Raw genomic sequence first — 26,127 nt, 5'->3', positions numbered from 1 at the left:
CGTTCCTTCTTGAATCGTTAACCGTTGGAGGAAGAAGCGGTCTCGCGACCGAAGAAGCCGGTGACGTCGGCCGGGGTGACTTCGCCGATGCCGGTGACCTTCATCTGCACGCCACCCGTGGGCGAGAGGCGGATGCCGGTGAGCACGCCACGCACGTCGATGCCCGGGGGCGTGATGCCCTCGCCCGCGTCCACGGCGATCGTGTATTTCCCGTCGGGCAGGCCCAGCGCGGCCGGGTCCACCGTGAAGTCCACCGGCCCGGCCGAGCGCGGGCCCAGCTCGACGCGGTGCTTGTTGCCGTCGGCCCCGGTGAGCACCACGGCGGCGGTCTGGGTGGAGGCGTCGAGCACGAAGGATCCAGAAACTGGCTTCCCTTCGATACTCACTTGCGAAGTGCGAACGGCAACGGTGTTGCCGACCTGGCCGCCCAGGCTCAGCACCTGCATGCTGTCGAGCATGGCGGCGGTGCCGTTGTTCTGGCTCACCAGGGTCTGCAGCGCCTCGGTCTGCGACAGCGTGGCGAGCTGCGAGACGAACTCGCTCGGGTCCTTGGGTTCCAGCGGGTCCTGGTTGCGCACCTGCGCCACCAGCAGGCGGATGAACATGTCCTGCGGCACCGACATGCCGTTCTGGGCCACGCCGTCGCCCGAGGCGCCGGTGCCCGCACCGGTGGTGTTCATGGTGGTGTCGATCATGCTCAAGCCTCCCCGAGCCGCAGCACGGCCATCTGCATCTGGCGGGTGCGGGTGAGCACCTCCACGCTGGTTTCGAAGGCGCGCGAGGCGGACATCATGTCGGTCATCTCGGCCACCGGGTTCACGTTGGAATAGAACACGTCGCCGTCGGCGTTGGCCAGCGGGTGCTCGGGCTCGTGCACTTTGCGGACGGGCTCGTCGCTTTCCACCACGTCGAGCACCTGCACCTGCGAGCCGGCGCCCGTGCCCTCGTCCATCAGGGCGGCGAAGACCGGCTTGCGCGCCCGGTAGACGCCGTCTTCGGAGCCGGCGGCGGACTGGGCGTTGGCCAGGTTGCTGGCGATGGTGTTCAGGCGCACGGTCTGGGCGTTCATGCCCGAGCCGGCGATGGCGGCGATGCTGTCGAAGGCCATGCTCACTGCCCCTGGATGGCCTGCGCAAGGCCCTTGAGTTTCATTTGCAGAAAGGTCAGGCTGGTCTGGAAGCCCGTGGCGTTCTGCGCGAAGGCGGCCTGCTCCACGCCCAGCTCCACCGTGTTGGCGTCGCCCGAGGGGTGGTGCGGCACGCGGTACATCAGCGTGTCACCGTCGAGCTCGAGCCCGAGGCCTTCGTCGCGGCTGGCCAGAGCGGACTCGTAGCGCGCGCTGAAGTCGATGTCGCGCGCCTGATAACCCGGCGTGTTCACATGGGCCAGATTGGCTGCGATGATCTCGGCGCGCTGCCCGCGCAGCTTCAATGCCTGCGCGTGGCCGCTGATGACCTGTCCGAAGTCGATTGCCATGAGCCTTCCTTTCTCTTTGCTGTTGTTCGCGTCGCTGGTGGCTTCACCACTAATTGCATTCTGCGCCAACAATGATCCGCGAATTTTAAAAACCGTCGAATCGCACTGGCGTGAACACGCCGACGTGCGGGGCTGGAGCGACACCCGAGTGGAGGTGGACGTGGTGTCGGCGCCGGAAAACGAACCAAAGTGTGACAAGCCGCCCGAGGTGGTGGTGGTCGAGGCGCGAACGCCCCGGCGCATGAAGCTGGAGCTGCGCTGCGGCGACGTGTGGCGCGAGACGGTGATCGCCCGCGCGACGCTGAGCGCGCGGGTGCTGGTGGCGGCGCAGGACATCGAGGCCGGCGCCACGCTGTCCGACAAGAACCTGCGGCTGGAGGAGCGCGAACTGGGCACCACGCCCGAGGCCATCGGCCGGCTGGACCTGATCGAGGGCTTCACGCCCCGGCGCAAGCTGCGCGAGGGCACGCTGCTGCAGGCCAGGCTGTTGCACGAGCCGGTGCTGGTGCGGCGCGGCCAGCCGGTGCGCATCGTCGCGCGCCATGGCAAGGCCATCGCGGTGGAGACCGCCGGCGAAAGCCTGGGCAACGGCAAGCGAGGCGACACGGTGCGCGTGCGCAACGCGGCGTCGGGCCGCACGATCGAGGCGCGCGTGACCGGCCCGGACGAGGTCGAACCGCTGAACTGAGGCCTCATCGCGCGCCCTGGATCTGCCGCGCCACGGCGGTGAGCTTGTCGGCGTAGGCGGGGTCGGTGGCGTAGCCGCCGCGCGCCAGGGCCGTGGCGAAGGCGCGGGCGTCGCCACCCACGTGCAGGGCATCCTGGTAGCGCGGGCTGTTGCGCAGCAGGCTGGCGTAGTCGCCGAAGGCCTGGTCCAGGTTGTCGTAGTGGCGGAAGGACTGCGTGGTCTTCTGCGCTTGCCCACCCTCGTATTCGGTGGTGAGCGCCTCGGTGGCCGCGCCGCGCCAGGCGCCACCCGCCTTGATGCCGAACAGGTTGTGCGTGCTGCGGCCGTCGGCCGCCGTCAGCGGGCGCTGGCCCCAGCCCGATTCGAGGGCCGCGTGCGCCGCCACGAGTTCGGGCGCCACGCCCAGGCGCTCGGCGGCGCGCTGCGCCATGGGCGCGATGCGGTCGAGGAAGGCGCGTTGATCCTCGCGGCTCGCGCCCTCGAAGGGCGCCACCGCGTCCGCGCGTGGCGTGGCCGGCGAAGCCGCTTGGCCCGAGGCCTGCTGCGCGCGCCGCCACGCGGCCTGCGGCGACAGGCCACCCAGCGGGTTCATGGCGGCGCCGCTGCCGCTTTCGATGAAGCGCTGCACCTCTTGCCGCACCGAGCCCATGAGCGCGCCGAAGCCGCCCACGGGCCCACCCGCGGCGGCGCGCACCGGCAGCGGCGGTGGCGCGAACGCGCCGGACGTGGAGGGAAAGTCAGGCAGGCGCATAGGTGCCCTGGCCGTCGTTGCTGAGCACGCGGGCCATGATTTCCTGCTGGCCCACCACCAGCTCGCAGTTGCGCACGTTCAGGCGCTTGCACTCGCCCACCAGGGTCTGCAGCTCGCGCATCTGCTCGCGCAGCAGGTCGGCGGCCTTGGCGGTCAGGCGCAAGGCCAGCGCCTCGTGCGCGTCGCGTGTGGCGCCGCCGGTGAGGCGCAACACGCGCTGCTGGCGCTCGCTGCACAACGTGTCCAGCCGCTCGGTGAGCACGGTGATGCGCTCGGCGGCCACCCGCACGCGTTCGCTGTCGTGCCGCACCGCGGCCTCGAAGTGGGCCTCCAGCAGATCGCGCATGCGCGCGAAGCCGTCGCGCTCCTGGCGCAGGCCGTCGAGCAAGGTCAGTGCTTCGGCGGCGGAGATCATCGGCCGTCCCCGTGGTAGCGCTGGATCAGCGCGGCGAGCTTGCCGGCGTCGAACTTCAGTTCGCCGCGCTGGTAGGCCTCGCGCAGTTGCGCCACGCGGGCCTCGTCGATCTCGGGCATCTCGCGCAAGGCGTCCATGGCCGGACCCAGCACGCCGGACTGCAGCGCGGCCGGAGCCGCCTCGCCCGTCGCGGCGGCGTCGGGGGCGGCCTGCGGGGCGCGCACCGGCACCAGGGGGCTTGTACCCGCGGGGGAATTCACTCTCATTCGATCGCCTCGTGTGCTTCGTGTCTGCATGTTGCGCTCCCGGATCAGCGCGTGAGGGTGGGCTCGGCCGACGGCGCGAGCGCGCGGTCGAAGCCGGGCAACTGGCGGCCCGCCGCCACCACCGACTCGCGCAGCGCGGCCAGCACGTCGCGCGCGGGTGTTTCGGCCTGCAGGCCAGGCAGCAGGGGCTCGGCCTGCGTGGGGCGGCCGAACATCGCCGTCATGGCCTGTGCCTGGTCCAGGGTCAGCACCATCACCTCGATGCGGCGGTTGACGCTGGCCAGCGGTTGGTCGGGCAGCACCGGCGCGCGCTCGGCCATGCCCACCACCTGCAGCACCGATTCGTCGGGCATGCCCCCGCGCAGCAGGTGCGAACGCGCCGCGCCCGCGCGCTCGGTGGAGAGGCGCGCGTTGGATTGGCCGAACGGGTCCTTGCTCGCGTAGGGCGAGGCGTCGGTGTGGCCGACGATGAGGATGGGGTTCTGGATCTTCGCCAGCAGCGGGCCCATGCGGTGCAGCATGTCCGCGAAGCGCGCGCTGGGCACGGCGCTGCCGAGCTGGAACATGCCTTCCTTGTCGGTGTCGTGCAGCATGATGCGCAGCCCGTGCGGCGTGACGAAGGTCTGCAGGTTGGCGCTCAGCCCGGCCTCCAGGCTCAGGCGGGCCAGCAGCGCGGCCAGCTCGGCCATCTGCTCGGGCGTGTCGTAGCGCGCGCGCAGCGGGGTGGGGTTCAAGAGGCCCGGCACGGTGCGGATGGCGTCGGGGCCTTCGCCCTCGCCCTTGCGCGGCATGGGCTTGCGGTCGATCAGGCTGCCGCGCGGGCCGCCCTCGGCCGGGATCTTGGCGCCCGAGATTTCCGCCATCACCGCGCCACCGCCGCTTTCCAGCGCGCGCGTCGCCTCTTCCTTGTCGCGCGCGGCCAGCACCCACAGCACCAGGAACAGGCACATGAGGGCGAGCGTGAAGTCGGCGAAGGCCACCTTCCAGCTGCCGCCATGGTCCTCTTCCTCGTGGCGGCGCGAGACGCGCTTGACGATGGTTCCGTGTTCTGCCTTAGACACTCGGGCTCTCCTCGAGCTGGTTCACCCAGGTCTCCAGCTGCGCGAAGCTGGGCTTGATGTTGATCTGGATGAGGCGACGGCCCGCGTCGATGGACACGAGCTCGGGCTTGCCCGAGAGGTGCGACACCAGCACCACCTTCACGGCTTCCATGTCGCTCATCTCTTCCTTGACGATCTGCTTCATCATGTTGCTGATCGGGTCGAGCACCGCGTAGCACAGGAAGATGCCGATGAAGGTACCCACCATCGCGGCGGCCACCTTGGTGGAGATCTCGCCCGCGCTGGCCCCATCGGCCACCGAGTTCATGGCCATCACGATGCCCAGCACCGCCGCGATGATGCCGAAGCCCGGCATGGCCTCGGCCACCTTGTGCAGCGACTTGGAGGGTTGCGTCAGCTCCTCGTGGATCGCTTCCAGCTCCTGCTCCAGCACGCCTTCCATTTCGTGCGCCGTGATCTTGCCCATGGCCATGACGCGGAAGTTGTCGACGATGAAGTGCATGAGCTTGGGCTCGTCCAGCACCATGGGGTAGCGCTGGAACAGCGGGCTCTTGTGCGGCTCTTCCACGTGCGCGTCGAGCGCCTTGAGGCCGTTCTTGGCGGTCTGCAGCAGCTCGTACATCAGCAGCATGAGCTGGCGCTGGTACTCCTCGCCGCGCTTGCGGCGCGACACCAGCTTGCGCACCTGCACGCCCATCTCGGCCAGCACGTGGCGCGGGTTGCCGATGACGATGGCGCCAGCGGCGGCGCCGCCGATGATGAGCAGTTCGACCGGTTGCCAGACCACGCCCATGTCGCCGCCGTGCAGCAGGAAGCCACCGAAGACACAGAGAAAAACGATGATGACGCCGAGGAAGAACTGCATGGTGACGGCCTGTGGTGATTTATTCGGGTGACATCGCGCCGCGCATCTTCTGCAGCGCGCTCTTGTTGATCTGGCAGACGCGGGCCTCGGTGAGGCCCATGACGGCGCCGATTTCCTTGAGGCTCAACTCCGCCTCGTAATAGAGCTGCACCACGTGCTGCTCCTTCTCGTTCAGGCAAGCCAGGGCCTGCTCCAGCGCGCGCCGCTGCATCAGCTCGGCCTCGGGCGTGCGCGCGGCCGAGGGCGTGAGCGCCAGTTCCTCGACCAGCTCGTCGAAGCTGGCCATGGTCTCGGCATTGATGTGCTGTTCGTGGGCGAGGTAGTCCTCGGCGCTCACGCCCAGGTGCTGCATCACCTCGGCCTCGGACGGCTCGTGGCCCAGGCGGCGCGTGAGTTCGCGGATGGCGTCGCGCAGGCGGTTGCCTTCCTGGCGCACGGTGCGCGGGCGCCAGTCCTGGCGGCGCAGTTCGTCGAGGATGGCGCCGCGGATGCGCTGCGCGGCGTAGCCGGGGAAACGTTCATCGGGCTCGCCGTAGCGGCGCAGGGCCTCCAGCAGGCCCATCAGGCCGATCTGCAGCATGTCGTCGCGGTCCATGGCACCGCCCGCCTGCGAGGCGAGCTGGGCCACCGCGCGGCGCACCAGCGGCGTGTGCTCGACGAGGCGGCGCTGCTCCAGCGCGGCGGAGGTCTCCGCCGCGGCCAGGCTGCTCATCTCACCGTAGCCGCTGTGCATGGTGTCACTCGATGACGAGACGGCCAACCATCACCTCGGCGAACGGCGCCTCGCGCGATTCGCGGCTGAAGCTCTCGCCGTAGGCCTTCTGCAGGAAGTCGGTGAGCTCGGGGATGCTGAGCATGCTGGCGCGCTCCAGCGTGAGCTCGGACAGCGCAGCCACGGCCAGGCTGCGCAGCTTGGGCAGTTGCTGCTTGGCCATGGCCTCTTCCTTCACCGGCGTCTTGAACACCAGGTCCACCGCCATGTAGTTGCTCAGCGGGCCACCTTCGCGCGCGCGCAGCATGACGATGACCTTGTCGAGCGAGACGTAGCGGTACTCGCGCGTGTCGATCTCGGGCGCGGCCTGCTCGGTCGCCGGCTTGTTGCCCATGAAGTGCCAGGCCGCGAAGCCGCTGCCGGCGCCCAGCAGGACGAAGGCGCCGGCGGCGAGGGATATCCAGAGTTTCTTGCTCATGTCGGTGGCTCGTTGAAGCGTTGGGGTCAGGCCAGCGTGAAGCGGCGCGACGGGTCGTGTTCGCCGCGCAGGGCCTGGCCGGGGTCGGCCTCGTCGCGGCCGGTCTGACCCTGGCGCTGCTGGCCGCGCGCGTCGGCCTGCGCGCCGCCGTCGTGGGGCTGCACCTGCACCTGCACGCTCTGGCCCTGGCGCTGGCCCAGTTCCTGGCGCAGTCCGTCGCCCATGTGCTGCAGTTGCCGCGCCACTTCGGGGCTGGAGGCCGTGAGTTGCACCTGCAGTTGCGCGCCCTCCTGGCGCACCACGATCTCGATGCGGCCGAGCGCGGGCGGGTCCAGGCGAATGCGCGCCTGGTCGATGCCCTGCGTGGACTGCCACTGCACGCGATCGCCGAGCGCCTGGGCGAGCGGGCGCTGCCAGAGTTCGCTGCGTTGGGCGTCCAGGCGCACGACGGGGTCGCTGGCGGACGAGGCGGAAGAACCCGGATTGGCGTTGAGTACGGTCGCGAAGCCGTCCAGCGACACGCCGGCCTCGCGCGCGGGGCGCGGCACCATGGCGGCGGACAAGGCCTCGGCCGGGAGCGCGCGCGCGGCGGCATCGGCGGACGCGCGCTGCCGGGCGTTGTCCGGCGCGGGAGCGGGGTCCGCGCCAGCGACGCCGTCCGCGACCGGCGCGGCGACGGCGGGCACCGAGGCCGAGCGGACCTGGGCCGTGTCCGGGGCGCTCGCCGGCGCGGCGGACACGTGGCCGATGGGTGAGGGCGTGGCGATGTCGGCCCCGGCCTCGGCCGGCGCGCCCTCGGGCGCCGCTTCGCGTGCGGCGGCGCCCAGCAGGCGCGAGAAGGGTTGCGTGAACGGCAGCGCGGGCGCCTGCTGCGAGTCCAGCGCCATCAGCCAGGGCGCGATCGCGGCATCCGCCGCTTCCGGGGTGTCGGCGGACTCGGCGTCCTCTGCGGGCGCTTGGCCCAGCATCAAGGAGAACAAGGGGTGCGCGGCGTCGCTCGCGCCGGGCGCCAACACCGCGTCGGCCACGGGCGTGACGGAAGTGGTGATGGAGGCGGTGGTGGGGGCGGCGGCGTGCAGGGCCAGGGTGGCGTTCATCTCGGGTCTCCCAGGAGTTCGGCGGCGGCGTAGGCGTCGCGCCCCCCGCGGTGCGCGCACAGGTCGCGCAACTGCGCCTGCGCCGCGTCGTGTTCGCGCTGCACCAGGGCCAGCGCGCGCTGGTGCGCCCGCTGCAGCAGGCCGATGGCGGCGCGCTCGCTCGCGCCCTGCGCACCCGCGGCGGCGATGCCGCGCAGCAGCGCGCCAACCTCAAGGTCCAGCGCGGCCAGCGCGCGCACGTCACCGGCCTGGGTGCGCTCGTGCAGGCGCCCGGCCAGGTCGATCAGGCGGGTGCGTTCATCCGTTGGCATCGCGCACCCCCTCCCAGCCTTCGCGCACGGTGCCGAGCAGGCGCACGGCCTCGTCGAGCAGCGCCACGTCCATGCGGATGCCCGCTTCGTGGATGCGGCGCGCGCAGTAGTCGTACAGCTCGGCGAGCTGTTCCACCACCTCGCTGGCCGAGTCGGTGTCCAGCGCGCTGGACAGGCCATTGAGCATGGCGACGCTGCGGTTCAGGCTGTTGGCCTTGGCCTCGAAGCGCGCGTGTTCGATGTGCGCCCGCGCGCGGGCCAGCTCGTCGAGCAGCCCGTTCATCAGGATCAGCACCAGCTCCAGCGGTGAGGCCTTCGCCGTCTGCGCGCCCAGGTCAACGGCCTGGTAGCTCTGGTATGCGTCGTAGCTCAATGGGGTCCTCTTGCGTGTGTCAGGCGCCGAGCTGGCTGAACAGCCCGGAGGTCTGGTTCATCTGGCCCAGCACGGTCTGCAACTGGCTGAACTGCAGCAGGTAGCGCTGGTAGTTCACGTCGAAGGTCTCGTCCAGGCGCTCCTGGCGCTGGGTCAGGCCTTTCTGCTGGACCTGCACGTTGTCCAGGCGCCGGGCGAGCTGGCCCGTGCCGGACTTCGTCCAGCTGTCCAAATGGTCGGCCACCGCGCCGAACACGCCCGAGCGCTTGCCCAGCGCGGACGAGCCGAACACGGTGTCCAGTGCCTCGGGGTTGGCGGCCAGGGTTTTGTTCAGGCGCGTGGTGTCCAGTGTGAGCTGGCCCTGGCGATCGCTGCTGATGCCGAGGTCGCTGATGCGCAGGCCGCCGAAGTCCTGGCGGATCAGGTCGTTGAGGCGGTTGCGCAGGTTGCGCACGCCCGCATCGGTGGAGAAGGCGCCGCGCGAGGCGGCGTCCTCACTGGTCTTGGTGAGGTTGTTGAGTTCGTTCTGCAGCGCGTTGTAGGCGTTGACGAACTTGCGCACGCTCTCTTCGGTGCCGGCCTTGTCGGCGGCCACGTCGAGCTGGATCGGCGCGTCGCCCGCGGTCTGGGCCTTGGTGAAGCTCACGTCCACGCCCGCGATGCCGGTGTAGCTGTTGCTGCCCTGCTCGACACGCAGACCACTGCCCTGGTCGCCCAGCCAGAACACCGCGTTGCGCGCGGCGGCCAGTTCCGTGGGTGCGCCGCCCAGCGCGGTCTTGAGCGCGCTGTCGGGAAGGCCCGAGGCGTCGAGCGTGATCGCACCGTCGGCACCGCTCAGGCCCGAGGACAGGATGAGCTGCGAACCGGAGGCGGTGTTGGCCACCTGCGCGGTCACCTTGCCTTCGTTGCCGGGGGACTGGTTGATGGCGCGCGCGATTTCGGTGGCGCTGAGGTTGCCATCGCCGTCCTGGTCGGCGGCGAGCAGGTTGACGTTGAACGACGAGCCGTCGGCGCGCTGCACCACCAAGGGGCCGCCCAGGGCCACGGGCACGGCCGGCAAGTCGGCGAAGGCCACCTGGTGCGTGGAGGCCAGTTGTTCGACGAAGAAGCTGTACGAGCCGGGCTGCGCGCTCGCGCTGGCCGAGGCGGTGGCCCCGGTGCCGGTGAGCGTGGCGGCGTTCTTCTTCAGGCCGCCGGTGGCGCCGGCCAGGCCGCTCACGGCGGTGTTGAAGTTGGAGAGCGCCGAGCGCAGCTTTTCCAGGCCGGCCTGCGTGGCCTTGGCCAGTTGCGACTCGCGGTCGATCTGCTGCTGCGGGCCTTGCACCATCAGCGTGGCCAGTTGGGTGGCGGTCGTGGTCGGGTCGAAGTCCATGGTGTTACTCCAGAGGGGTCAGGCGGTCACGGACGCCGCCTCCGAAGTGCAAGGCGACCGTGGCGCGGCTTTTCTGAAGCGGGGCGCGGGACTTTTTCACGAGCGCCCCCTCAGCCACACGGTCTGGGCGATGTCGTCGGTGCGTTTTCGCTCGGCCACGTGAAGCGCGCGCTCACCTTCTTCCAGGCGGCGTTCGTGCAGTTGCGCCACCGCCTCGCGGCGGCGGAAGGCCTCGTGCAGCGCCAGGCGGGTCTGGTCCATTTGCGATTCGTGCTGGGCCAGGGCCGTGCGGTGGCGGTCGGCCAGGTCGAGCACGCTGAGCTTGTAGGCGCCCAGGTTGGCGGCCAGCGTGGGCGAGAGCGCGCCGGTGGCGCCGGCCTGGTCCATCAGATCGCCCAACTGGGAAATGCTGGTGACGAAGCGCTGGCGCGTGCGTTCCTGCTCGGCCAGCACGGCGCCCACGCGCTCTTGCTCGCGCTCGCGCAGTTGCACCACCTGTTGCAGGGCGCTCGGCCCGTTGGGGACGCTCATTCAACGATCTCCTTCAGGCGCTGCAGGCAATCGCCCATCGGCGCGGATTCCTTGGTGCCCTGGTGCAGGAAGGCCTCGATGCGCGGCCACAGCGCCACGGCGCGGTCGCTCAGCGGGTCGGCGCCCTGCACGTAGGCGCCCAGGGGCAGCAACTCGCGCACCTGCTGGTAGCGCGCCAGCAGGGCCTTCACTTCGCGCGCGATGCGCTGCTGGTCGGCGTCGGTCACCAGGCTCATGCAGCGGCTGATGGATTGGCCGACGTCGATGGCCGGGTAGTGCCCGCGCTCGGCCAGCGCGCGCGAGAGCACGATGTGCCCGTCCAGGATGGCGCGCGCGGTGTCCACCACCGGGTCCTGTTGGTCGTCGCCTTCGGCGAGCACGGTGTAGATGGCGCTCATGGAGCCGTCGCCGCTGCCGTTGCCGGCGCTTTCCACCAGTTGCGGCAGCGCGCTGAACACGGACGGTGGATAGCCGCGCGTGGCCGGCGGCTCGCCGAGCGAGAGCGCCACCTCGCGCTGCGCCATGGCGTAGCGCGTGAGCGAATCCACCAGCAGCAGCACATGGCGCCCCTGGTCGCGGTAGTGCGCGGCGATGGTGTGGCACAGCTCGGTGGCGCGCAGGCGCATCAGGGGCGACTCGTCGGCCGGCGCCACCACCACCACGGCGCGGCGCAGACCTTCTTCGCCAAGCGAGAGGTCGATGAACTCGCGCACCTCGCGGCTGCGCTCGCCGATCAGGCCGACGACGATGACGTCGGCCACGGTCTGGCGCGTGATCAGGCCCAGCAACACGCTCTTGCCCACGCCGGAGCCGGCCATCAGGCCCACGCGCTGGCCGCGGCCCAGGGTCAGCAGGCCGTTGATGGCGCGCACGCCGACGTCGATGACGCCCTCGACCGGGCGCTTGCGCAGCGGGTCCACCCAGGGCGGCGCGCTGGGCAGCAGGTGCTCGCCGGTGAGGCGGCCGCGCCCGTCCATTGGCTCGCCCAGGCCGTTGCCCACGCGGCCCAGCCAGGCGTCGCCGATGAGGATGTTGCCGGTGGCCGGCAGCGGCAGCACGCGCGCGCCGGCGGCCAGGCCTTCGGTGCGCTTGAAGGCCATGAGCTGCGCGGCCTCGTCCTTGAAGCCCACCACCTGGGCCTCGATGTCCGCGCCCAGCGCCGATTCGATGCGGCAGCGCTGGCCCACGTGCAGGCGCACGCCGCGCACCTGCAGCAGCGGGCCGGTGGCGCTGACCAGGCGGCCCGTGGGTGTCGAGACCGACACCTGGGGCACGGCGATGCGGCGCAGCTGCTCGGCGATCACGCGGCGGCCTCGGTCACGGTGGCGGCGATGGCCGATGCATCGACTGGAGAGGCGAAGCCGTGAGACCCATCGCCCGGCGCGTTCGCAGGCTCTTCCGCGCCGAGCAACTGCGCGGCCACCTGGCCCATGCAAGCCTGCAGGCGCTGGCGGCAACCGGCGTCGGCCTCGAAACCGGCCACCTGCACGCGGCACTCGCCGGCTTGCAGCGCGGGGTCGGCGATGAGGTTCCAGTCGCGCGTGTTCGCGCCCTCGATGGCCTGGATCGCGCGCAGGTCCTCGTTGTTCAGGAAGACCTCCACCGCGCTCACGGCGGGGGGCATGCTCTGCAAGGTCTCTTCCACCAGCTTCAGAATCTGCGTGGGGTTGAGCGTGAGCTCGGCGCGGATTACCTGGCGCGCCACGCGCTCCACCAGTTCCACCATCTCGCGGCGCAGCGCGGCCTGGTAGTCGGTCTGCACCTGGCGCAGCGCGTCGATGGCGGCCTGCATGGGCGCGGCCACGCGCTCCCAGCGCGCGAGGATCTGCGCCTCGCCCTCGGCGCGGCCCTCGGCCACGCCGCGCTCGCGGCCTTGCGTTTCGCCCACGGCGCGACCTTCGATCAGGCCCTTGTCGAAACCTTCCTCGTAACCGCGCTCGGCGCCACGCGAGTAGCCGTCGGCCAGCGCGGCCTGCAGGGCCTCGGGCGTGCCTTGGGCGGACAGGGCCTCGGCGATCTCGCGATCTGCCAGCGGCGGAAAGCGGTAGGTGCGGAAAGCCGTGCTCATTCCACCGTCGCCTCTGCGTAGAGCTGCACCGCGATCGTGCCGGCATCGGCCAGTGCCTTCACCTCGCGCATGATGGTGGCGCGCGCCTCTTCCACGCGGCGCGCGGCCACCGGGCCGGTGCGGCGGATCGCGTCCTGGAAGGTCTTGACCTGGCGCTGCGGCATGCAGGCCATGAGGGCGCGGCGCACGTCGCTGTCGCCGCCCTTGAGCGCGATGGCCCACTCGTCCATGGGCACCACCTCGAGGATGCGCAGCAGCACTTCCTCGCTCTGGCGCGAGAGGATGAAGAAGTCGTACATGCTGCGCTCGATCTGGCCGGCCACGGTGGCGTCGCGCTCGCGCAGTTGCTCCACCATGCGGGCCTTGTCGCCGGGCAGGCGGTTGAGGATGTCGGCCGCGTGCTTGACGCCTTCGATGGTGGCGCTCTGCGTCTCCAGGCTCTGCAGGCAGGCGTCGGCCAGCACCTCCACCTCCTGCAGCAGGCGGTGTTCCACGTGGCCCAGTTGCGCCACGCGCACGATGAGCTCGTCGCGCCCGTCCTCGGGCAGGCTGGCGATGACCTCGCTGGCCATGGCCGGCGGCAGGAAAGCCAGGAACACGGCCTGCATGTGCACGTGTTCCTGCGCGATGCGGTCGGCCACCCAGCGCGGCGAGGCCCACTGCAGGCGCGCCATCTTGGGGCGGATGGCGTCGCCGTAGATGCGCGTGAGCACGCTGCTGCTGATGCTGCTGCCCAGCGCGAGGTCGAGCGAGTTCTTCAGGAAGGTGCGCGAGGCGCCGTGCAGGCCGCTCTGCTCGCGGTAGTCGTCGAAGAAGCGCTGCAGCGCGCCGCGCGCGGCGTCGACCTTGATGCCGCTCATGGCCGACATGGCCTGCGTCACCAGCAGCAACTCCTCGCGCCCCAGGCAGCGCAGCACGGCGGCGGCGGGCTCCTCGCCCATGCTCAGCAGCACGATGGCGGCCTGATCGACGGTGGACATGGCGGGCGCTTCGGCGCCGGACTCAGGCAGGCTGGTGGCCATTTTTCTGCACCCATTGTTTGACGACCTCGGCCACGCGCTCGGGCTCCTTGGTCGCGAGATCCCTCAGGTGATCGACGAGCACGTCCACCGGCGAACCCGGCGGCGGCAGGTTGTAGTTCTCCAGCAGCGAGCCCATGGAGTCGCGCTTGTTCTGGTCTCTGGCGGGCTGCGGCAGCGCGGCCACGGCGCCGGCGGGCAGCGCCCCGGCCACCACGGCGGCGCCCTCGCCGTCGCGCGGGCCCAGTGCCACCAGCTCGGAGGTGCCCACCTCGCGCGGCGGCGCGGCGGCGCGCGTGAAGCGGCGGATCAGCGGGCGCGCGATCAGCAGGTAGGCCAGCAGCGCGCCGACGGCGCTCAGCGCCCAGCCGGTCATGGTGAAGATGGATTGCGGCTCGGCGTACCAGGCCACGGCCGCGGGCGGCGTGGGGAAAGCCATGGCCGAGACCACGAGCTGATCACCGCGCGCGGTGTCGATGCCCAGGCCGCCGCGCAGCACCTGCTCCATGCGCGCGATCTCGGCCGGCGCCCAGGCGGTGGCGCCGGCGGGCGCCGCGGCGTTGTTCAGCACCACGGCCACGCTGATCTTCTTCACCTGGCCGCGCGCGCGTTCGATGGTGGTGACGCTGCGGTCGTAGGCGTACTGGCGCGTGGCGGCGCTGCGCTCGGCGGTGCCGGGCTTGTCTTCCTCGTCCGGCGGCGGGTTGGCCGGGCGGTTGCTCAGCGAGCCGGGAATGCCCAGGGCCTGCGGCTGGCGGTTCATTTCCTCGCGCGAGGCTTCGCTGGTGATGCGCGGGTCGCCCTCGTAGCGCTCCTGCGTTTCCTTCACGTTGTCCTGGTGCAGCTCGACGGAGGCGCTGACGTTGTAGTTGTTCACGCCCAGCACGGGCTGCAGCAACTGGTGGGCGTTGCGCAGCAGCGCTTCCTGCGCCTTGCGCTGCGCCTCGTTCGCGAAGCCGGCGGAGTCCAGGCCGGCCTTGATGTCGACGCGGCTGGAGAGCAGCCGCCCGGCCTGGTCCACCACCGTCACACGGTCGGCCGCCAGGTTGGACACGCTGCCCGAGACGAGCTTGATGATGGAGGCGATCTGCTCGGCCTCGAGCTCGCGGCCGGGGTGCAGGTGCACCACCACGGAGGCCGAGCTGGCCTCGGTGGCGTTGAGCACGAAGGTGGAGGAGCGCGCGATCGACAGGTGCACGCGCGCGCTCTTGACCGGCTCCAGCGCGGTGATGCTCTGCACCAGCTCGCCCTCCAGGCCACGGCGAAAGCGCACGTCCTGCACGAACTGCGTCACGCCCAGCGGGTCGCTCTTGTCCATGAGCTCCAGGCCGTCGGGCAGGCGGGCCACCACGCCGCGCGCGGCCAGCAGCATGCGCGCGCGGCCCAGGTTCGACTCGGACACCAGCACCTGACCCGTGTCGGGGTGCAGGCGGTAGGCGATGCCTTCGGCGTCCAGCACGGACATCATGTCGGCCGATGGCACGTTCTCGCGCGCGCCGAACACCGGCCGGTAGTTCGACTGGTTCTGCCAGACGAACATCATGACCAGCGCGGTGAGCGCGATCGCCAGGAACACGACCGGCAACAGCTTGGACACCGCCTCGGAACGCAGGGCCGAGGCGATGGACGAGGGCTGAGGCAGCCGTTGCAGAAAAGGTGTGAGTGCGCTCATTCGTTTTTCACTTTGTGTTTGTAACGATACGCGAAGTTGATTTGCGATGTCATGTCAGCGTGTGGATGAATCGGGGGCAGATCGCCGCACGGTTCCAGATCGGTGATGAGCGGCACAAGCGCGCTTGACAGGAACCGAAAAGGTTTATTCAGGGCGTTGCACGCGGGGGAAACACGGTCTTGTGCGCCTGCAGCGTGAACAAATGCGCATCCGGTGATGCTTCTTCCCTTGCCCTGTCAAAAGTGCCAGGGTCAGTGGTGAAGGGCCCTCAAGAAGGCACCGACAACCGGGACAGACCCTCCGCCCTTTAGGACGTGACCCATGTACCTGGACCTCGATATGACCACCCTGCCCTCCACCCACGGCATGCGCCCCGCGTCGCTCGGCATCCCGCCCATCGAGACCCTGGAGATGCTCCAGCGCCTGGAGGCCGAGGTGGCGATGAGCAACCTGAACGAAATGCGCCTGATCGAGCAGCAGCACCCGCACTGGTTCGACATGTACGAGGAGTTCCAGGTGGAGCACTGCACCGGTGAAGAGCTGCAGGCCCTGCTGGCCAGCGCGCCGAACGCCTACGCCAAGGGCCTGGTGACGGGCGCGCTGAAGGTGCGGCTGGAGATGGCGGCGGCGTCGGGCCGGCCGTTCTGATCGATCGTCCGGGCCCCGCCGGCCCGAGCCTTCAGGAGCGGCCAGCCGCCGCTTCGATCTCCGACAGGATGCACAGCACCATCACGTCGTGTCGACCGTGCATGGACGCGCGAGCGGCCAGTTCATACAAGCCCTCGGGCCGCGGCCGGGGACTGAGCACCGGCTCGATGCCATAACGCATCAACACCCAGTTGGCGAGCAACCTCGCCATGCGTCCGTTGCCATTGCCGAAGGGGTGGATGCGCACCCATTCGCCGTGCAGCGTCCCCGCCAGTTCGCACACAGCGCGCAGTTCGTCCCGCGTGAAGCGCGCGGGTGCCTTCGAACCGATCGCCTCGTCCAGCACCGCCACCGTGATGGCCACCCTTTCCAGCAGGGCACCGACCTCGCCGAGCACCCGGTCTGGTGCCACGCCCTCGTGGATGCCGATGGTGACGGTGACGTGCGCCAACCGCGGTGGCCCTCGAAAGGCCCCCTTGAGATCGCTCTCGCTCACACCCACATCGGCCGCCTCGGGCACCGACAGGCCCTTCATCATGTCCGCATGCCAGCCCTTGATGTCGGCCGCGTTCAGTGCATGGCGCGCCTCAGCGTGCCGGCGCATGGCTTTGAAGATCCGCTTGAGATTGGCACGCAGTTCAGGGCTGTCCGCGTCCCAATGGGGGCCGGCAGCCATGCCTCAGCCAGCGGCCATGAGGGAACGCACGCGCGCGGCCAGCCCCTTGTCGCTCATGGACTTGGCCCGCGCATCGGTCGACCGTTGACCCAGACGCCCCTGCGCGGGATCGGCGTCGCCCAGTGTGGCTTCCGCCTCCACCAGGCGGGCGATAGCTGCGTCGAAATCGCCACCCTTGGGCCGTGCCCGCAGGGCCTTCAAGGCACGTTCCAGCCGCTGCTCCAACACGTCGCGCCGGTGCTGCACGTAATGGCGCATGCCCGCCTCCACCACCTGGTTGAAGCTGGCGTGTTCCAGTTCGCCCAGCGCGGCGAGTTCGGCGTGCAGCGCGGGCTCCAGCCGGACCGTGGTCACCACCCGTTCGCTGGCCGCCTGCGGCTTGGCCGTTCGTGAACCCATTCTGGCCATGGCATCACCTCCGTGCGAGTCATAAAGTGATGTCATTATGAAGAATTTGACATCAGTTGACCAGCCTCGGCGCCGGCCGCCCTCACAGCCCGCACATGAGGTGTGCGCGGTACACGGCCTGCGAGCCGTTGGCCGCGCGCATTTTTCGTTTGGCGTTCTCCACGTGCAGGCGGAAGGTGCGCTCGGTGTAGCCGAAGCGCTCCTGCGCCTCCGCGCCCTTGAGGCCTTCGGCCACGGCCTGCAGCACCTCGCGCTCGCGCGGGGTGAGCGGGCAAACCGCCGCGCGCAGCGCTTCGCGCCAGGCGGGCCAGTCGCGCAGCAGATCCAGCGTGGCCGCGCCCAGGTGTTCTTCGCGCACGTGGGTGCTGGTGGAGAACAGCCAGAACTCGCAGCAGGCCTCGCCCAGCACGGGGACACGCACCACCAGCACCTGCTGGTAGCCCAGGCCGCCGAGGCGGCGCGCACCCTCCTCGCCCAGGGCCTCGATCGGCAGCAGGGCCACGGCCTGATCGCGCGGCGGCGTGGCGCGCTCGATCCAGTCGGCGTGCGCCTGCAGCGGCGGGCTGCTCAGCGCCTGCACCAGGCGCGCGCCGGCCGCGCCGAACGGGTCGGGCCGCACGAAGGCCACGCCCGAGAACCCGCGCTCGCGCACGCGCGCGACGAGCGCGTCCATCAGGGGCTCTAAGGCATCGAGCGGCCCACCCAGGTCGTCCAGGCCGGCGAAGCCCGAGGGGGCGCTTGCGCTCATTGGACAGCCCTTCATGCTGCGCACTGCGGGGACGAGCGGCTTGGGAACAGCCCGGCGCCGCTCACGCAGCCGCCCCCCCGGGCAGCGTGCGCCACGACACCGTGCCGGGCCAGTCGAACACGAACTCGGCGGCCAGCACGCCCTCGGCCTCGCTCAGCGTCTCGACCGGCGCGACGGCGGGCGCAATGCCATCGAGTTGAGACACGAGCTCCACGTTGGGCAGGGCCTCGCCCGCGCGCACGCTGGCCATGCCCGGCGCGTCCCAGCCGAACTCGGCCAGCGACTCGCCCAGTTCGCGAAGGCCCTCGCGCGTCTCGATCTGGATCCAGCTCAGCCGGCCGTCGCTGCGCAGGCCCAGCACACCGAAGGGTTCGCCGAGCACGAGGTACTCGTCCACGCGGCCACGGCCGAGGATCACCATCAGTGCGTTGGACACATCGGCCGATTCGAGCGCCGCGAAGCGCTCGCGCCGCATCTGCATGGCCAGTTGACGGCCGCGCTCCGCCGAGTTGTGCAGAAACTGGTCTTGCAGCGCGCGGCGCAGATTGAAGCCCAGGTTGCGCGTCTGCTTGGGCAGGAAGGACTCGATGGCGCCCTGGTTGAAGGCCTTGACCGCCAGGTCGGCGTCGGCCGCGCCGGTGAGCAGGATGCGGCGCAGGCCGAAATGGCCGTGGCGTTCGCAGAGGGACACGCCGTCTTCGGCCGGCATCACCTGGTCGGTGACCAGCACCGAGAAGATGGCGTGCCGCCCGGGCCAGGCGAAGTAGTCGAGCGCCGCGGGCAGCGGCGATTCGGCGCCCACGATGCGCGCGAGCATCTGCTGCTCGCGCCGCAACAGATCCTCCTGCTCGGCGTAGAGGCGGTCCAGATCACCCGGGTGGTGCAGAAACTCGCAGCGCCGCACCGAGGCGACGGCGTCGACCATGGCGTCCAGGAACGACGGGTCGTCGTCGATGAAGGAGATGCGCGAGGACGCTCTCATGCAGGGAAACAACATGCCGGGCCTACTTCAGGAAGTGGAGGACCGCGGCGCGCGCGGTCCGGACCATCGGAGCATATCGGCACTTGGCGCACGAACTTGAGACCCGCGCATGACCGATTTATTTCACGCTTCGAACCCCGCTGCGCTCCCTAGAATGCGCCCCGTTGTGCGACACCGATTCCTCGTACGGGCGCTCGCCCTCCTTCGTCAACCCATCGAACCGCTGCGGCACCTCTCGCGTGCGCGGCTGGTGGCGCTGAGCCTCGTCCTGTTCGTCGGCCACCTGGCCTTCCATGGCTTCTGGAGCCAGCTCGCACCACAGCCCTTCGAGAGCCCGCTGGCGCGCGCGCTGGCCGCGATCGGCGCGCTGCCGCTGCTGTGGTGGACGCCCGCGCAAGTGACCCGCCACCGCGCCATCCGGATCTACCTGCTGGTCTACCTGACCTACACCGGCCCCTTCTTCTTCCAGTGGTTCTATCTGATGAACCACGGCAACGCGGTGTGGATGACCAGCACCGCGCTGATGTGCTTCCTCGTCTACCAGGTGCTCGACTGGCGCGTGGCCACCGCCACCTTGCTGGTGGGCACCATCGCCGCGCGCGCCTTCGTCTCGATGACCGAGCCGCAACTGGCCTTGCCCCCGTGGCGCGCGACCGAGGGCAACCTCACCTTCTACTTCGCCTGGCTCTCGGCGCTCACGCTGGCGCTGTCATCGGCCAGCCACCGGCTGCAGCGCCTCAATGCCACCCTGCTGCCCATGGGCGTGATGGCGCACGAACTGCGCACGCCACTGGCCAGCGCCGCGCTGATCAACGACCACCTGCGCGACGCCGAACCCGCCGACGTGCCACGCCTGGCCGATCGCCTGGAGGGGCTGCTGCGCGCCATCAACCACCAGATCGATTCGCAGATCGTCAACGCGCAGCTGCTCGACATCCTGCCCGGCCACGAGACGCTCGACGCCGCCCGGCTCGTGCACAACGCGATCGAGTCCTACCCCTTCCTGAGCGAGCGCGAGCGCCAGGCCGTGAGCGTGTACACGCGCGGCGACTTCCACTTCATGGGCAACGAGCGCCTGTTCATCCAGGTGATCCACAACATGGTGAAGAACTCGGTGTACGCGCTGCGCCGCACCCAGGCCGCGTTCGAGCGCGGGGACATCGAGATCGAGGTGGACACCGGCGCGGCGCGCGGCACCATCCGCGTGCGCGACAAAGGCCCGGGCGTGCCCGATCACGTGCGCCGCTTCATCTTCGAGCCCTTCTTCAGCACGCAGACCACGCACAGCAGCGGCCTGGGCCTGGCCTTCTGCCGCGAGACCGTGGAGGCCAACCGCGGGCAACTGCGCTTCGAGCGCGTGGCCAGCGGCTCGTCCTTCGTGATCGACCTGCCCGTGGCGATGCGCTGAACGGGCGGCGCATCCATCCGGGTTTCCCCACAGCCGGCCTGAGGGCTTCCCCGCTGGCGGGGACACGGGGGAGCCTTAGCATGCGGCCACATCTGTTCACGCGGCTCGCCATGCCCCCCCTCTCCTCGCCTTCTTCGCTGCCCACGCCGCTTCAGACCCTCCTACAGCTTCCGCGCGAACCCGTGCTGCACCTGTCGCGCGCACGGTTGGTCGCCCTTGGCCTGATCTACTTCATCGTGCACCTCTCGGCCTGGGCTGTGTACACCTTCGTCGCGCCGCAGCCTTTCGACAGCTTCGCGCTGCGCCTTGTCGCCGCGCTGGGCGCCGTGCCCCTGTTCCTGCTCGACCCCGATGACGTGGCCGAGCGACCCACGGCCCGCGCCTACGTGCTGCTGTACCTGGCCCTGGCCGGGCCGGTGGTGCAGGCCGGCCTGTACCTGCTCAACGGCGGTACCGACCCGCGCGTGCTGGCCCTGTGCCTGGTGGCGCTGCTGATGTACGTGATCACCGACTGGCGCTACGCCACCGCCATGCTGCTCCTGGCCTTCGGCGGTGCCGGACTGCTCGGCGCCGCCACGGGCCTGCTGCCACCCGCCCTCGCGGGTGAACACGGCTTCATGATCGGCCTGTCCTGGTTGTGCGGCTTGCTGCTGGGCGTGTCCTCGGCGCAGCAGGACCGCCAGCGCCTGCAGGCCACCATGAATGCCCTGGGCGTGATGGCGCACGAACTGCGCACGCCGCTGGCGAGCGTCGGCCTGCTGGTGGAAACCTTGCGCGCCAACGAAGAGTCGGCCACGGCGCGCCGCTCGGGCCAGCGGCTGGAGCAGCTGGTGCGCAACCTGCACCAGCAGATCGATTCGCAGATCGTGAACGCGCAGTTGCTGGTGCTGCGCCGGGGCGAGGAGCGCATCGCGGCGCGCGAGATGATCCAGGAGGCGATCGACAGCTTTCCTTTCCGCACCGACAGCGAGCGGCGCGCGGTGGTCTTGGAGCCCGGCCCCGAGTTCCACTTCCGCGGCACGCGGCGCCTGTTCACGCAGGTGGTGCACAACCTGCTGCGCAACGCGCTGGTGGCGCTGCGCCAACAGAAGGGCGCGCCAGCGCCGGGCGACATCTCGCTCGTCACGGCCGTGCAAGGCGGGCGGGGCGTGGTGGAGATCCGCGACCGCGGCCCGGGCATTCCGCGCCAACTGCGGCGCAGCGTGTTCCGGCCCTTTGTCAGCACCGCGGACACGCACAGCAACGGCCTGGGCCTGGCCTTCTGCAAGAACACGGTGCGCGTGCACAAGGGCCGCCTGACGCTGGACTCCAGCGACTCGGGTACCACTTTCGCACTCTCGCTGCCGCTGGACGGCGCTGCGCGCGGCGATTGAGTCCGCGCCGCCCGGCCGGCGCGCGCACCCGCTCGGGAACTGGGCGGGTTTCACCCGTCTTATCGAATCAAGTTTTCCCGGCACACGGCCGATAGTGGCGGCGACAGCCCGGGTCTTCTGGCAGGCCGCGGGCGCCTGATATCGCCCACGCCTGATTCGTCGCACCCCCGCTTCACCATGAATTTCCTTCGCAACATGTCCGTCGGCACCAAGCTCTGGACCGGCGTCGCCCTCATCATCCTGGCCCTGCTGGGCACCATCGCCAGCGCCGGCTTGCGCTCTGCCCGCATGGGTGAAGCCTCCGAGCGCACCCTCACCCTGCTGTCGGAGAAGACGGCCCTGGCCGTCGAGTGGGCCGGTGTCACCGAAACCACGACCACGCGGGTTCAGGCGTCCACGTTGTCCAGCGACCCCAACATCAGCGCGCTGTACAAGGACCTGATACCCGCCGGCTCGGCCCGCATCTCGGAACTGCAGAAGGCGCTGGACGCCATGCCCAAGACCGAGGCCGAAATCGCCGCCCTGGCGCGCATCGCCGAATTGCGCACCACCGTGCTTGCCTCGCTGGGCAAGGCCACCAAGCTCAAGGCCGCCGAGGACTACGCCGGCGCCGCGCAAGAGATCAGCACCAACTTCAACGGCGCCGTCACGCCGTACCTCAATGCCGTGCAGGACTTCGGCCGCATGCAGAAGAAGGTCCTGATGGACGCGCAGGCGGAACAGGCCAAGGAGCGCGCGGCCAACATCACGGTCGCCGCCGCGCAACTGGGCCTGCTGATCGTGGCCATTGCCGTGGGCGCCTTCTTCCTGATCCGCAACATCCGCCAGCCCCTGAACGAGACCATGGCCTTCGCCGAGCGCATGGCTGCGGGCGACCTGACGGCCACCCTGAACAACGACCGCGGCGACGAATTCGGCGCCATGACCCGCGCCCTGGGCACCATGCGCGACCGCCTGGTCAGCGTGGTGGCCGACGTCAAGCGCGGCACCGAGAACATCACGGTGGCGGCCAAGGAAATTTCCACCGGCAACAACGACCTGTCGTCGCGCACCGAACAGACCGCCAGCAACCTGCAGCAGACCGCAGCCTCGATGGAGCAGATGTCGGGGGCGATCAAGCAGTCGGCCGACTCGGCCCGCGTGGCCAACCAGCTCGCCGACGTGGCGGGCCAGAGCGCGCAAAAGGGCGGCTCGGTGGTGAACCAGGTCGTCTCGACCATGGAAGAGATCAACCAGGCCTCGCGCAAGATCAACGACATCATCGGCGTCATCGACGGCATCGCCTTTCAGACCAACATCCTGGCGCTCAACGCGGCTGTGGAAGCGGCGCGCGCGGGTGAACAGGGCCGCGGCTTCGCGGTGGTGGCCGGCGAGGTGCGCAACCTCGCACAGCGCAGCGCGCAGGCCGCGAAAGAGATCAAGGGCCTCATCGGCGCCAGCGTGGACAAGGTGACCGTGGGCACCGAGCTGGTGAACCAGGCCGGCCAGACCATGAGCGAGATCGTCGAGAACGTGGTGCGCGTGCGCGACATCATCGGCGAAATCGCCAGCGCCTCGGGCGAGCAGGCCGAGGGCGTCAACCAGATCAACGCCGCTGTCTCCAACCTGGACCAGATGACGCAGCAAAACGCTGCGCTGGTGGAAGAAAGCGCCGCCGCCGCGTCGAGCATGAACGACCAGGCCGCGCGGCTGGCGGAGGTGGTGCGCATCTTCCGCCTGGACGGTGGCGCGGCCTCGGCCAGCATCGCCGCGCTGACGGCGGGTGAACTTCAGCAGCGGCGCGAGCCGAAGCTGGAGGTGGCGCCCAAGCCCGCGCCGGTGGCGAAGCCCGTCGCGGCGGCGAAGCCAGCCGCACCGACCGCCAGGCCCGTGGCCATGCCCGCCAAGGCCGCCGCACCCGCCAAGGCCGCCACGCCGGTGCCGAGCGCCAAGGCCAGCGCCGACGACGCCATCGGCGAGTGGGAGTCGTTCTGACCGGCTAGTGCGCCTGGGTCCCGTTGCGGCCGCGCAGATTTCCCAGAATCATCGGCCGACCCGCCACCAGCCCGCCGCCGTCGAGTTCCATCTGGAAGCGCTCGGCGTCGCGGCGGCGGATGTCCGCCTCGATGGCCTCGGCCGCCGCCGGTTCCGTGCCCAGCGCGAGCATGGCCTCGCGGCCCATCACCATCGCAGACTCGAACGTCTCGCGCACCTGCAGGTCCACGCCGGCCTTCACCAGCGCGGCCGCGTGCTCGCGGTCGAAGGAGCGCGCAATGACGCGCACGTGCGGGAAGGCGTGCTTGCACTGCTGCACGATCTGCGTGGCGGCGCTGGGCTCGTCCACGCACACCAGGATGACCTTGGCCTTGTCGGCGCCCGCCGCGTGCAGGATGTCCAGGCGCGTGCCGTCGCCGTAGTACACCTTGAAGCCGAAGTGCTCGGCCTCGCGCGCGAGCTGCGGGTCGGCGTCGATGATGGTGATCTCGGCGCCCAGCAGCAGCAGGTTCTGGCTGGCGATCTGGCCCACGCGGCCCAGGCCGATGATGAGCACCGCACCGGTCTGGTGGTCGGGCACGGGCGCGCCTGCCGTCGAAGGTGACACGCGCGGTGCCCAGCGCTGCAGCGCCAGCACGGCCAGCGGCGTGAGCGCCATCGACAGCACCACGATGGCCGTCATGTTGGCGTTGACCACCGGGTCGATCACGCGGCCCGCGAGCGCGGCCGCGAACAGCACGAAGGCGAACTCGCCGCCCTGCGCCATCAGCACCGCGCGGTCCAATGCGTCCTCGTGCGGGCTGTGGGTGAGGCGCGCCACGACGTAGATGCCCAGCGCCTTCACCACCATCAGCGAGAGCACACCGGCCACGATGAGCGCCCAGTGCTGCGCCACGGCCGACAGGTCCAGCGACATGCCCACGCCGAGGAAGAACAGGCCCAGCAGCAGGCCGCGGAAGGGTTCGATGTCGGCTTCGAGCTGGTGGCGGAAGGTGGATTCCGACAGCAGCACCCCCGCGAGGAAGGCGCCCATGGCCATGGACAGGCCACCCAGTTGCATGAGCAGGGCCGCGCCCAGCACCACCAGCAGGGCCGCGGCGGTCATCACCTCGCGCGCGTGGGCGTTGGCCAGCACGCGGAACAGCGGGTTGAGCAGCCACACGCCGACGGCGACCAGCAGGGCGATGGAGCCCGCGCCGATGCCGATCGATGCCCAGCGGGAGGCCCCGGCGGCGGCGGCCGCCGCGTCGGGAGACAGGAAGGCCACTATTGCCAGCAGCGGCACGATGAGCAGGTCCTCGAACAGCAGGACGGAGACGATCTTCTGCCCGCGCGGCGTGGCGATGTCCCCGCGCTCACCCAGCAGTTGCATGACGATGGCGGTGGACGTGAGCACGAAGCCCATGGCGCTGATGAAGGACACCGCCCAGGAAAAACCGAAGGCCACGCCCACCAGCGTGAGCAGGGCCCCGCACACCAGCACCTGCAGGCTGCCCAGGCCGAAGATGGCGCGCCGCAGCGCCCACAGGTGCGAGGGCTGCATCTCCAGGCCGATGACGAAGAGGAACATGACCACGCCGAGCTCGGCGGTATGGATGATGGTCTGCGGGTCGCTGAACCAGCCCAGGCCGAAGGGGCCGATGGCCAGGCCCGCCGCCAGGTAGCCCAGCACCGAACCCAGGCCGATGCGTTTGAACAGCGGCACGGCCACCACGGCCGCGCCGAGCAACATGACCACGGGGATGAGTTCGGAACTGCCGGATTCAGCGGCCATGGCCGGTCTCCTTCAAGCGCCCCACAAGGGGCAGGGTTTGTCGAAATCCACCGTCTCGCCCACCAGCCCGCGCAGGTGCGTGAGCAGGCTGCGGTGATCGTCGCGACGGGTCTGGAAGGTGTACTGCAATTCGGGCAGTGCCTGATCGCCGCGCAGCTCCACCACCGCGCCCCGGGCCTTCATGCGGCGCAGCCAGCCGCGCGGGTACAGGCCGATGCCCACGCCCGAGGCGATGAGGCTGGCGATGGCCGAGAGGTTGTTGCACACCAGGCGGCGCGGCGCCTGCAGGCCGTTGAGGGCGAGCCAGTGCTCCAGCATGCGCGTGGGCCCGGCCGCGCTGGGCTGGGTGATGAGCGCGTGGCGCTCCAGCAGCGCCGCATCCACCGTGCGCTGGCGGCCCACCAGCGCGGGCGAGGCGGCCCAGCAGAAGCGCACGTGGGCGATGGCCTCGCTGGCGATGGCGCCGCGCGTGGAGTGACCCGCCACCACGGCGAAATCGAGCTCGCCGCTTTCCAGGCGCTGCTCCAGCGCCGAGCCGAGGTCCACACAGGGCTCCAGGCGCAGCTCGGGGTAGCGCTCGGCGGCGTGCGCCACCAGGTCCGGTAGCCAGGTAAGGGCCGCGAGTTCGCCGACGCCGAAGCGGCAGTGCCCGCGCACGCCGCCGCCGGCCGCGAGCTGGGCGCGCATGTCTTCCGACAGTTCGAGCATGCGCCGCGCCAGCGGCAGCAACTGCTCGCCGGCCTCGGTGATGGCGGCGCGGTGGCCGCTGCGGTTGAACAGCGCGGTGCGCAGTTGCGCCTCGAGCTCGCCGATGCGCTTGGACAGGGTGGACTGCGAGATGTGCAGGCGCTGCGCGGCGACGAGGAAGCTCGCTGCCGTGGCGGCCCAGTAGAAGGCTTCGAGCTGCTTGAGCGTCATACTTTCAGAAAAGCGAACAAGAGCGATCGAAATATATCGCTTTTCATCCACAAGGCACTTTTC

General features: G+C 70.2%; 30 protein-coding genes. 5 read left to right on the top strand and 25 right to left on the bottom strand.

The annotated features are described in order from the left end of the window. Positions 1-17 precede the first annotated feature (17 nt). Genes BN948_RS07945 through flgB form a run of 3 tightly spaced genes read right to left on the bottom strand, consistent with a single transcriptional unit; the run spans position 18 to position 1,476 of the window. On the bottom strand, positions 18-695 hold the full coding sequence (locus tag BN948_RS07945; protein ID WP_009518100.1) for a flagellar hook capping FlgD N-terminal domain-containing protein: 678 nt from the start codon (positions 693-695) through the stop codon (positions 18-20). A gap of 2 nt (positions 696-697) precedes the next feature. Beyond that, entirely contained in the window at positions 698-1,108 is a 411-nt protein-coding gene (gene flgC, locus BN948_RS07940) for a flagellar basal body rod protein FlgC (protein ID WP_009518101.1), read from the bottom strand. A gap of 2 nt (positions 1,109-1,110) precedes the next feature. Further along, the gene (flgB, locus tag BN948_RS07935; protein WP_009518102.1) at positions 1,111-1,476 is read right to left on the bottom strand and encodes a flagellar basal body rod protein FlgB; all 366 of its coding nucleotides are present in this window, start codon (positions 1,474-1,476) and stop codon (positions 1,111-1,113) included. Between flgB and flgA the strand changes: the two genes are divergently transcribed. Further along, positions 1,475-2,164 carry a flagellar basal body P-ring formation chaperone FlgA gene (gene flgA, locus BN948_RS07930; RefSeq protein ID WP_158515847.1) on the top strand — a complete coding sequence of 230 codons (690 nt, stop codon included), beginning with the start codon at positions 1,475-1,477 and terminating at the stop codon, positions 2,162-2,164. The two genes, flgB and flgA, sit on opposite strands and share 2 nt — an antisense overlap. A gap of 4 nt (positions 2,165-2,168) precedes the next feature. Here the strand turns inward: flgA and flgJ are convergent, their stop codons facing one another. From flgJ to fliF, 16 genes are all read right to left on the bottom strand, one after another. After that, on the bottom strand, positions 2,169-2,915 hold the full coding sequence (flgJ, locus tag BN948_RS07925) for a flagellar assembly peptidoglycan hydrolase FlgJ (protein ID WP_009518105.1): 747 nt from the start codon (positions 2,913-2,915) through the stop codon (positions 2,169-2,171). Further along, positions 2,902-3,330 (bottom strand): flagellar export chaperone FlgN, encoded by a 429-nt coding sequence (gene flgN / locus BN948_RS07920; RefSeq protein ID WP_009518106.1) that lies wholly within the window; start codon positions 3,328-3,330, stop codon positions 2,902-2,904. Before flgN ends, flgJ begins: the two co-directional genes overlap by 14 nt. Continuing rightward, positions 3,327-3,596: a flagellar biosynthesis anti-sigma factor FlgM gene (locus BN948_RS07915; RefSeq protein ID WP_009518107.1), complete on the bottom strand. Its 270-nt coding sequence runs from the start codon at positions 3,594-3,596 to the stop codon at positions 3,327-3,329. Before BN948_RS07915 ends, flgN begins: the two co-directional genes overlap by 4 nt. Before the next feature lie 44 nt (positions 3,597-3,640). Beyond that, positions 3,641-4,657 (bottom strand): flagellar motor protein MotB, encoded by a 1,017-nt coding sequence (locus BN948_RS07910; protein WP_009518108.1) that lies wholly within the window; start codon positions 4,655-4,657, stop codon positions 3,641-3,643. Then, positions 4,650-5,522: a flagellar motor stator protein MotA gene (gene motA / locus BN948_RS07905; protein ID WP_009518109.1), complete on the bottom strand. Its 873-nt coding sequence runs from the start codon at positions 5,520-5,522 to the stop codon at positions 4,650-4,652. Before motA ends, BN948_RS07910 begins: the two co-directional genes overlap by 8 nt. A 19-nt stretch (positions 5,523-5,541) precedes the next feature. Beyond that, the gene (locus tag BN948_RS07900) at positions 5,542-6,255 is read right to left on the bottom strand and encodes a FliA/WhiG family RNA polymerase sigma factor (RefSeq protein WP_009518110.1); all 714 of its coding nucleotides are present in this window, start codon (positions 6,253-6,255) and stop codon (positions 5,542-5,544) included. Positions 6,256-6,259: 4 nt separating this feature from the next. Beyond that, entirely contained in the window at positions 6,260-6,712 is a 453-nt protein-coding gene (locus tag BN948_RS07895) for a flagellar basal body-associated FliL family protein (RefSeq protein ID WP_009518111.1), read from the bottom strand. A 26-nt stretch (positions 6,713-6,738) separates the two neighbouring features. Next, positions 6,739-7,809, bottom strand: a complete 1,071-nt coding sequence (locus BN948_RS25555) for a flagellar hook-length control protein FliK (protein ID WP_009518112.1) — start codon at positions 7,807-7,809, stop codon at positions 6,739-6,741. Further along, a complete protein-coding gene (locus tag BN948_RS07885; protein WP_009518113.1) occupies positions 7,806-8,120 on the bottom strand; it encodes a hypothetical protein in 315 nt (104 codons plus the stop codon). Before BN948_RS07885 ends, BN948_RS25555 begins: the two co-directional genes overlap by 4 nt. Beyond that, complete coding sequence (gene fliS / locus BN948_RS07880) at positions 8,107-8,493, bottom strand: flagellar export chaperone FliS (RefSeq protein WP_009518114.1); 387 nt, start codon at positions 8,491-8,493, stop codon at positions 8,107-8,109. Before fliS ends, BN948_RS07885 begins: the two co-directional genes overlap by 14 nt. A 19-nt stretch (positions 8,494-8,512) precedes the next feature. Beyond that, positions 8,513-9,865, bottom strand: coding sequence for a flagellar filament capping protein FliD (gene fliD, locus BN948_RS07875; protein WP_009518115.1), 1,353 nt, complete (start codon positions 9,863-9,865; stop codon positions 8,513-8,515). 96 nt (positions 9,866-9,961) lie between these two features. Beyond that, positions 9,962-10,396, bottom strand: coding sequence for a flagellar export protein FliJ (gene fliJ / locus BN948_RS07870; protein WP_009518116.1), 435 nt, complete (start codon positions 10,394-10,396; stop codon positions 9,962-9,964). Beyond that, positions 10,393-11,700, bottom strand: coding sequence for a flagellar protein export ATPase FliI (gene fliI, locus BN948_RS07865; RefSeq protein ID WP_035621082.1), 1,308 nt, complete (start codon positions 11,698-11,700; stop codon positions 10,393-10,395). The genes fliJ and fliI overlap by 4 nt, the downstream gene beginning before the upstream one ends. Further along, entirely contained in the window at positions 11,697-12,464 is a 768-nt protein-coding gene (gene fliH / locus BN948_RS07860) for a flagellar assembly protein FliH (protein ID WP_009518118.1), read from the bottom strand. The genes fliI and fliH overlap by 4 nt, the downstream gene beginning before the upstream one ends. After that, positions 12,461-13,486 carry a FliG C-terminal domain-containing protein gene (locus BN948_RS07855; RefSeq protein ID WP_009518119.1) on the bottom strand — a complete coding sequence of 342 codons (1,026 nt, stop codon included), beginning with the start codon at positions 13,484-13,486 and terminating at the stop codon, positions 12,461-12,463. Before BN948_RS07855 ends, fliH begins: the two co-directional genes overlap by 4 nt. Beyond that, complete coding sequence (gene fliF / locus BN948_RS07850; RefSeq protein ID WP_009518120.1) at positions 13,467-15,155, bottom strand: flagellar basal-body MS-ring/collar protein FliF; 1,689 nt, start codon at positions 15,153-15,155, stop codon at positions 13,467-13,469. The genes BN948_RS07855 and fliF overlap by 20 nt, the downstream gene beginning before the upstream one ends. A gap of 321 nt (positions 15,156-15,476) precedes the next feature. On the opposite strand from fliF, the gene BN948_RS07845 reads away from it, so the two are divergent. Beyond that, positions 15,477-15,803 carry a hypothetical protein gene (locus BN948_RS07845; protein WP_009518121.1) on the top strand — a complete coding sequence of 109 codons (327 nt, stop codon included), beginning with the start codon at positions 15,477-15,479 and terminating at the stop codon, positions 15,801-15,803. Positions 15,804-15,834: 31 nt separating this feature from the next. Here the strand turns inward: BN948_RS07845 and BN948_RS25550 are convergent, their stop codons facing one another. From BN948_RS25550 to BN948_RS07825, 4 genes are all read right to left on the bottom strand, one after another. After that, positions 15,835-16,407 (bottom strand): Fic family protein, encoded by a 573-nt coding sequence (locus tag BN948_RS25550; protein WP_158515848.1) that lies wholly within the window; start codon positions 16,405-16,407, stop codon positions 15,835-15,837. Positions 16,408-16,482: 75 nt separating this feature from the next. After that, positions 16,483-16,878 (bottom strand): type II toxin-antitoxin system HicB family antitoxin, encoded by a 396-nt coding sequence (locus tag BN948_RS07835; protein ID WP_035621078.1) that lies wholly within the window; start codon positions 16,876-16,878, stop codon positions 16,483-16,485. Between the two features lie 91 nt (positions 16,879-16,969). Continuing rightward, positions 16,970-17,635, bottom strand: coding sequence for a helix-turn-helix transcriptional regulator (locus BN948_RS07830; protein ID WP_009518125.1), 666 nt, complete (start codon positions 17,633-17,635; stop codon positions 16,970-16,972). A 61-nt stretch (positions 17,636-17,696) separates the two neighbouring features. Then, on the bottom strand, positions 17,697-18,617 hold the full coding sequence (locus tag BN948_RS07825) for a response regulator (protein ID WP_138819845.1): 921 nt from the start codon (positions 18,615-18,617) through the stop codon (positions 17,697-17,699). A gap of 166 nt (positions 18,618-18,783) precedes the next feature. On the opposite strand from BN948_RS07825, the gene BN948_RS07820 reads away from it, so the two are divergent. The 3 genes from BN948_RS07820 (at position 18,784) to BN948_RS27460 (ending at position 23,372) form a co-directional block, all read left to right on the top strand. Next, complete coding sequence (locus BN948_RS07820; RefSeq protein WP_158515849.1) at positions 18,784-20,025, top strand: sensor histidine kinase; 1,242 nt, start codon at positions 18,784-18,786, stop codon at positions 20,023-20,025. Positions 20,026-20,135: 110 nt separating this feature from the next. Further along, positions 20,136-21,398, top strand: a complete 1,263-nt coding sequence (locus BN948_RS07815) for a sensor histidine kinase (protein ID WP_158515850.1) — start codon at positions 20,136-20,138, stop codon at positions 21,396-21,398. A gap of 195 nt (positions 21,399-21,593) precedes the next feature. Further along, positions 21,594-23,372 (top strand): methyl-accepting chemotaxis protein, encoded by a 1,779-nt coding sequence (locus tag BN948_RS27460; protein WP_138819847.1) that lies wholly within the window; start codon positions 21,594-21,596, stop codon positions 23,370-23,372. 4 nt (positions 23,373-23,376) lie between these two features. Here BN948_RS27460 and BN948_RS07805 read toward each other — a convergent pair whose 3' ends face one another. Further along, positions 23,377-25,146 (bottom strand): monovalent cation:proton antiporter-2 (CPA2) family protein, encoded by a 1,770-nt coding sequence (locus BN948_RS07805; protein ID WP_009518133.1) that lies wholly within the window; start codon positions 25,144-25,146, stop codon positions 23,377-23,379. Between the two features lie 12 nt (positions 25,147-25,158). Then, positions 25,159-26,064, bottom strand: a complete 906-nt coding sequence (locus tag BN948_RS07800; protein WP_009518134.1) for a LysR family transcriptional regulator — start codon at positions 26,062-26,064, stop codon at positions 25,159-25,161. Between the last annotated feature and the right edge of the window lie 63 nt (positions 26,065-26,127).

This window comes from Hydrogenophaga intermedia (genome assembly GCF_000723405.1).
In the GTDB taxonomy this organism is placed as follows: domain Bacteria; phylum Pseudomonadota; class Gammaproteobacteria; order Burkholderiales; family Burkholderiaceae_C; genus Hydrogenophaga; species Hydrogenophaga intermedia.
Note: the sequence above shows the minus strand (reverse complement) of the source record. Positions and strands in the feature narration are given on the sequence as shown.

What these genes read in the sequence shown, in the direction of transcription:
- BN948_RS07825 (WP_138819845.1), bottom strand. Translation starts at nt 18,617, where the DNA reads ATGAGAGCGTCCTCGCGCATCTCCTTCATCGACGACGACCCGTCGTTC.
- BN948_RS07895 (WP_009518111.1), bottom strand. Translation starts at nt 6,712, where the DNA reads ATGAGCAAGAAACTCTGGATATCCCTCGCCGCCGGCGCCTTCGTCCTG.
- fliH (WP_009518118.1), bottom strand. Translation starts at nt 12,464, where the DNA reads ATGAGCACGGCTTTCCGCACCTACCGCTTTCCGCCGCTGGCAGATCGC.
- BN948_RS07915 (WP_009518107.1), bottom strand. Translation starts at nt 3,596, where the DNA reads ATGAGAGTGAATTCCCCCGCGGGTACAAGCCCCCTGGTGCCGGTGCGC.
- flgB (WP_009518102.1), bottom strand. Translation starts at nt 1,476, where the DNA reads ATGGCAATCGACTTCGGACAGGTCATCAGCGGCCACGCGCAGGCATTG.
- BN948_RS07885 (WP_009518113.1), bottom strand. Translation starts at nt 8,120, where the DNA reads ATGCCAACGGATGAACGCACCCGCCTGATCGACCTGGCCGGGCGCCTG.
- motA (WP_009518109.1), bottom strand. Translation starts at nt 5,522, where the DNA reads ATGCAGTTCTTCCTCGGCGTCATCATCGTTTTTCTCTGTGTCTTCGGT.
- BN948_RS07835 (WP_035621078.1), bottom strand. Translation starts at nt 16,878, where the DNA reads ATGGGTTCACGAACGGCCAAGCCGCAGGCGGCCAGCGAACGGGTGGTG.
- flgC (WP_009518101.1), bottom strand. Translation starts at nt 1,108, where the DNA reads ATGGCCTTCGACAGCATCGCCGCCATCGCCGGCTCGGGCATGAACGCC.
- fliJ (WP_009518116.1), bottom strand. Translation starts at nt 10,396, where the DNA reads ATGAGCGTCCCCAACGGGCCGAGCGCCCTGCAACAGGTGGTGCAACTG.
- BN948_RS07945 (WP_009518100.1), bottom strand. Translation starts at nt 695, where the DNA reads ATGATCGACACCACCATGAACACCACCGGTGCGGGCACCGGCGCCTCG.
- fliD (WP_009518115.1), bottom strand. Translation starts at nt 9,865, where the DNA reads ATGGACTTCGACCCGACCACGACCGCCACCCAACTGGCCACGCTGATG.
- flgN (WP_009518106.1), bottom strand. Translation starts at nt 3,330, where the DNA reads ATGATCTCCGCCGCCGAAGCACTGACCTTGCTCGACGGCCTGCGCCAG.
- flgA (WP_158515847.1), top strand. Translation starts at nt 1,475, where the DNA reads ATGAGCCTTCCTTTCTCTTTGCTGTTGTTCGCGTCGCTGGTGGCTTCA.
- BN948_RS25550 (WP_158515848.1), bottom strand. Translation starts at nt 16,407, where the DNA reads ATGCGCCGGCACGCTGAGGCGCGCCATGCACTGAACGCGGCCGACATC.
- BN948_RS07800 (WP_009518134.1), bottom strand. Translation starts at nt 26,064, where the DNA reads ATGACGCTCAAGCAGCTCGAAGCCTTCTACTGGGCCGCCACGGCAGCG.
- BN948_RS07855 (WP_009518119.1), bottom strand. Translation starts at nt 13,486, where the DNA reads ATGGCCACCAGCCTGCCTGAGTCCGGCGCCGAAGCGCCCGCCATGTCC.
- BN948_RS07815 (WP_158515850.1), top strand. Translation starts at nt 20,136, where the DNA reads ATGCCCCCCCTCTCCTCGCCTTCTTCGCTGCCCACGCCGCTTCAGACC.
- BN948_RS25555 (WP_009518112.1), bottom strand. Translation starts at nt 7,809, where the DNA reads ATGAACGCCACCCTGGCCCTGCACGCCGCCGCCCCCACCACCGCCTCC.
- BN948_RS07830 (WP_009518125.1), bottom strand. Translation starts at nt 17,635, where the DNA reads ATGAGCGCAAGCGCCCCCTCGGGCTTCGCCGGCCTGGACGACCTGGGT.
- BN948_RS07900 (WP_009518110.1), bottom strand. Translation starts at nt 6,255, where the DNA reads ATGCACAGCGGCTACGGTGAGATGAGCAGCCTGGCCGCGGCGGAGACC.
- BN948_RS07805 (WP_009518133.1), bottom strand. Translation starts at nt 25,146, where the DNA reads ATGGCCGCTGAATCCGGCAGTTCCGAACTCATCCCCGTGGTCATGTTG.
- BN948_RS27460 (WP_138819847.1), top strand. Translation starts at nt 21,594, where the DNA reads ATGTCCGTCGGCACCAAGCTCTGGACCGGCGTCGCCCTCATCATCCTG.
- BN948_RS07845 (WP_009518121.1), top strand. Translation starts at nt 15,477, where the DNA reads ATGTACCTGGACCTCGATATGACCACCCTGCCCTCCACCCACGGCATG.
- fliF (WP_009518120.1), bottom strand. Translation starts at nt 15,155, where the DNA reads ATGAGCGCACTCACACCTTTTCTGCAACGGCTGCCTCAGCCCTCGTCC.
- flgJ (WP_009518105.1), bottom strand. Translation starts at nt 2,915, where the DNA reads ATGCGCCTGCCTGACTTTCCCTCCACGTCCGGCGCGTTCGCGCCACCG.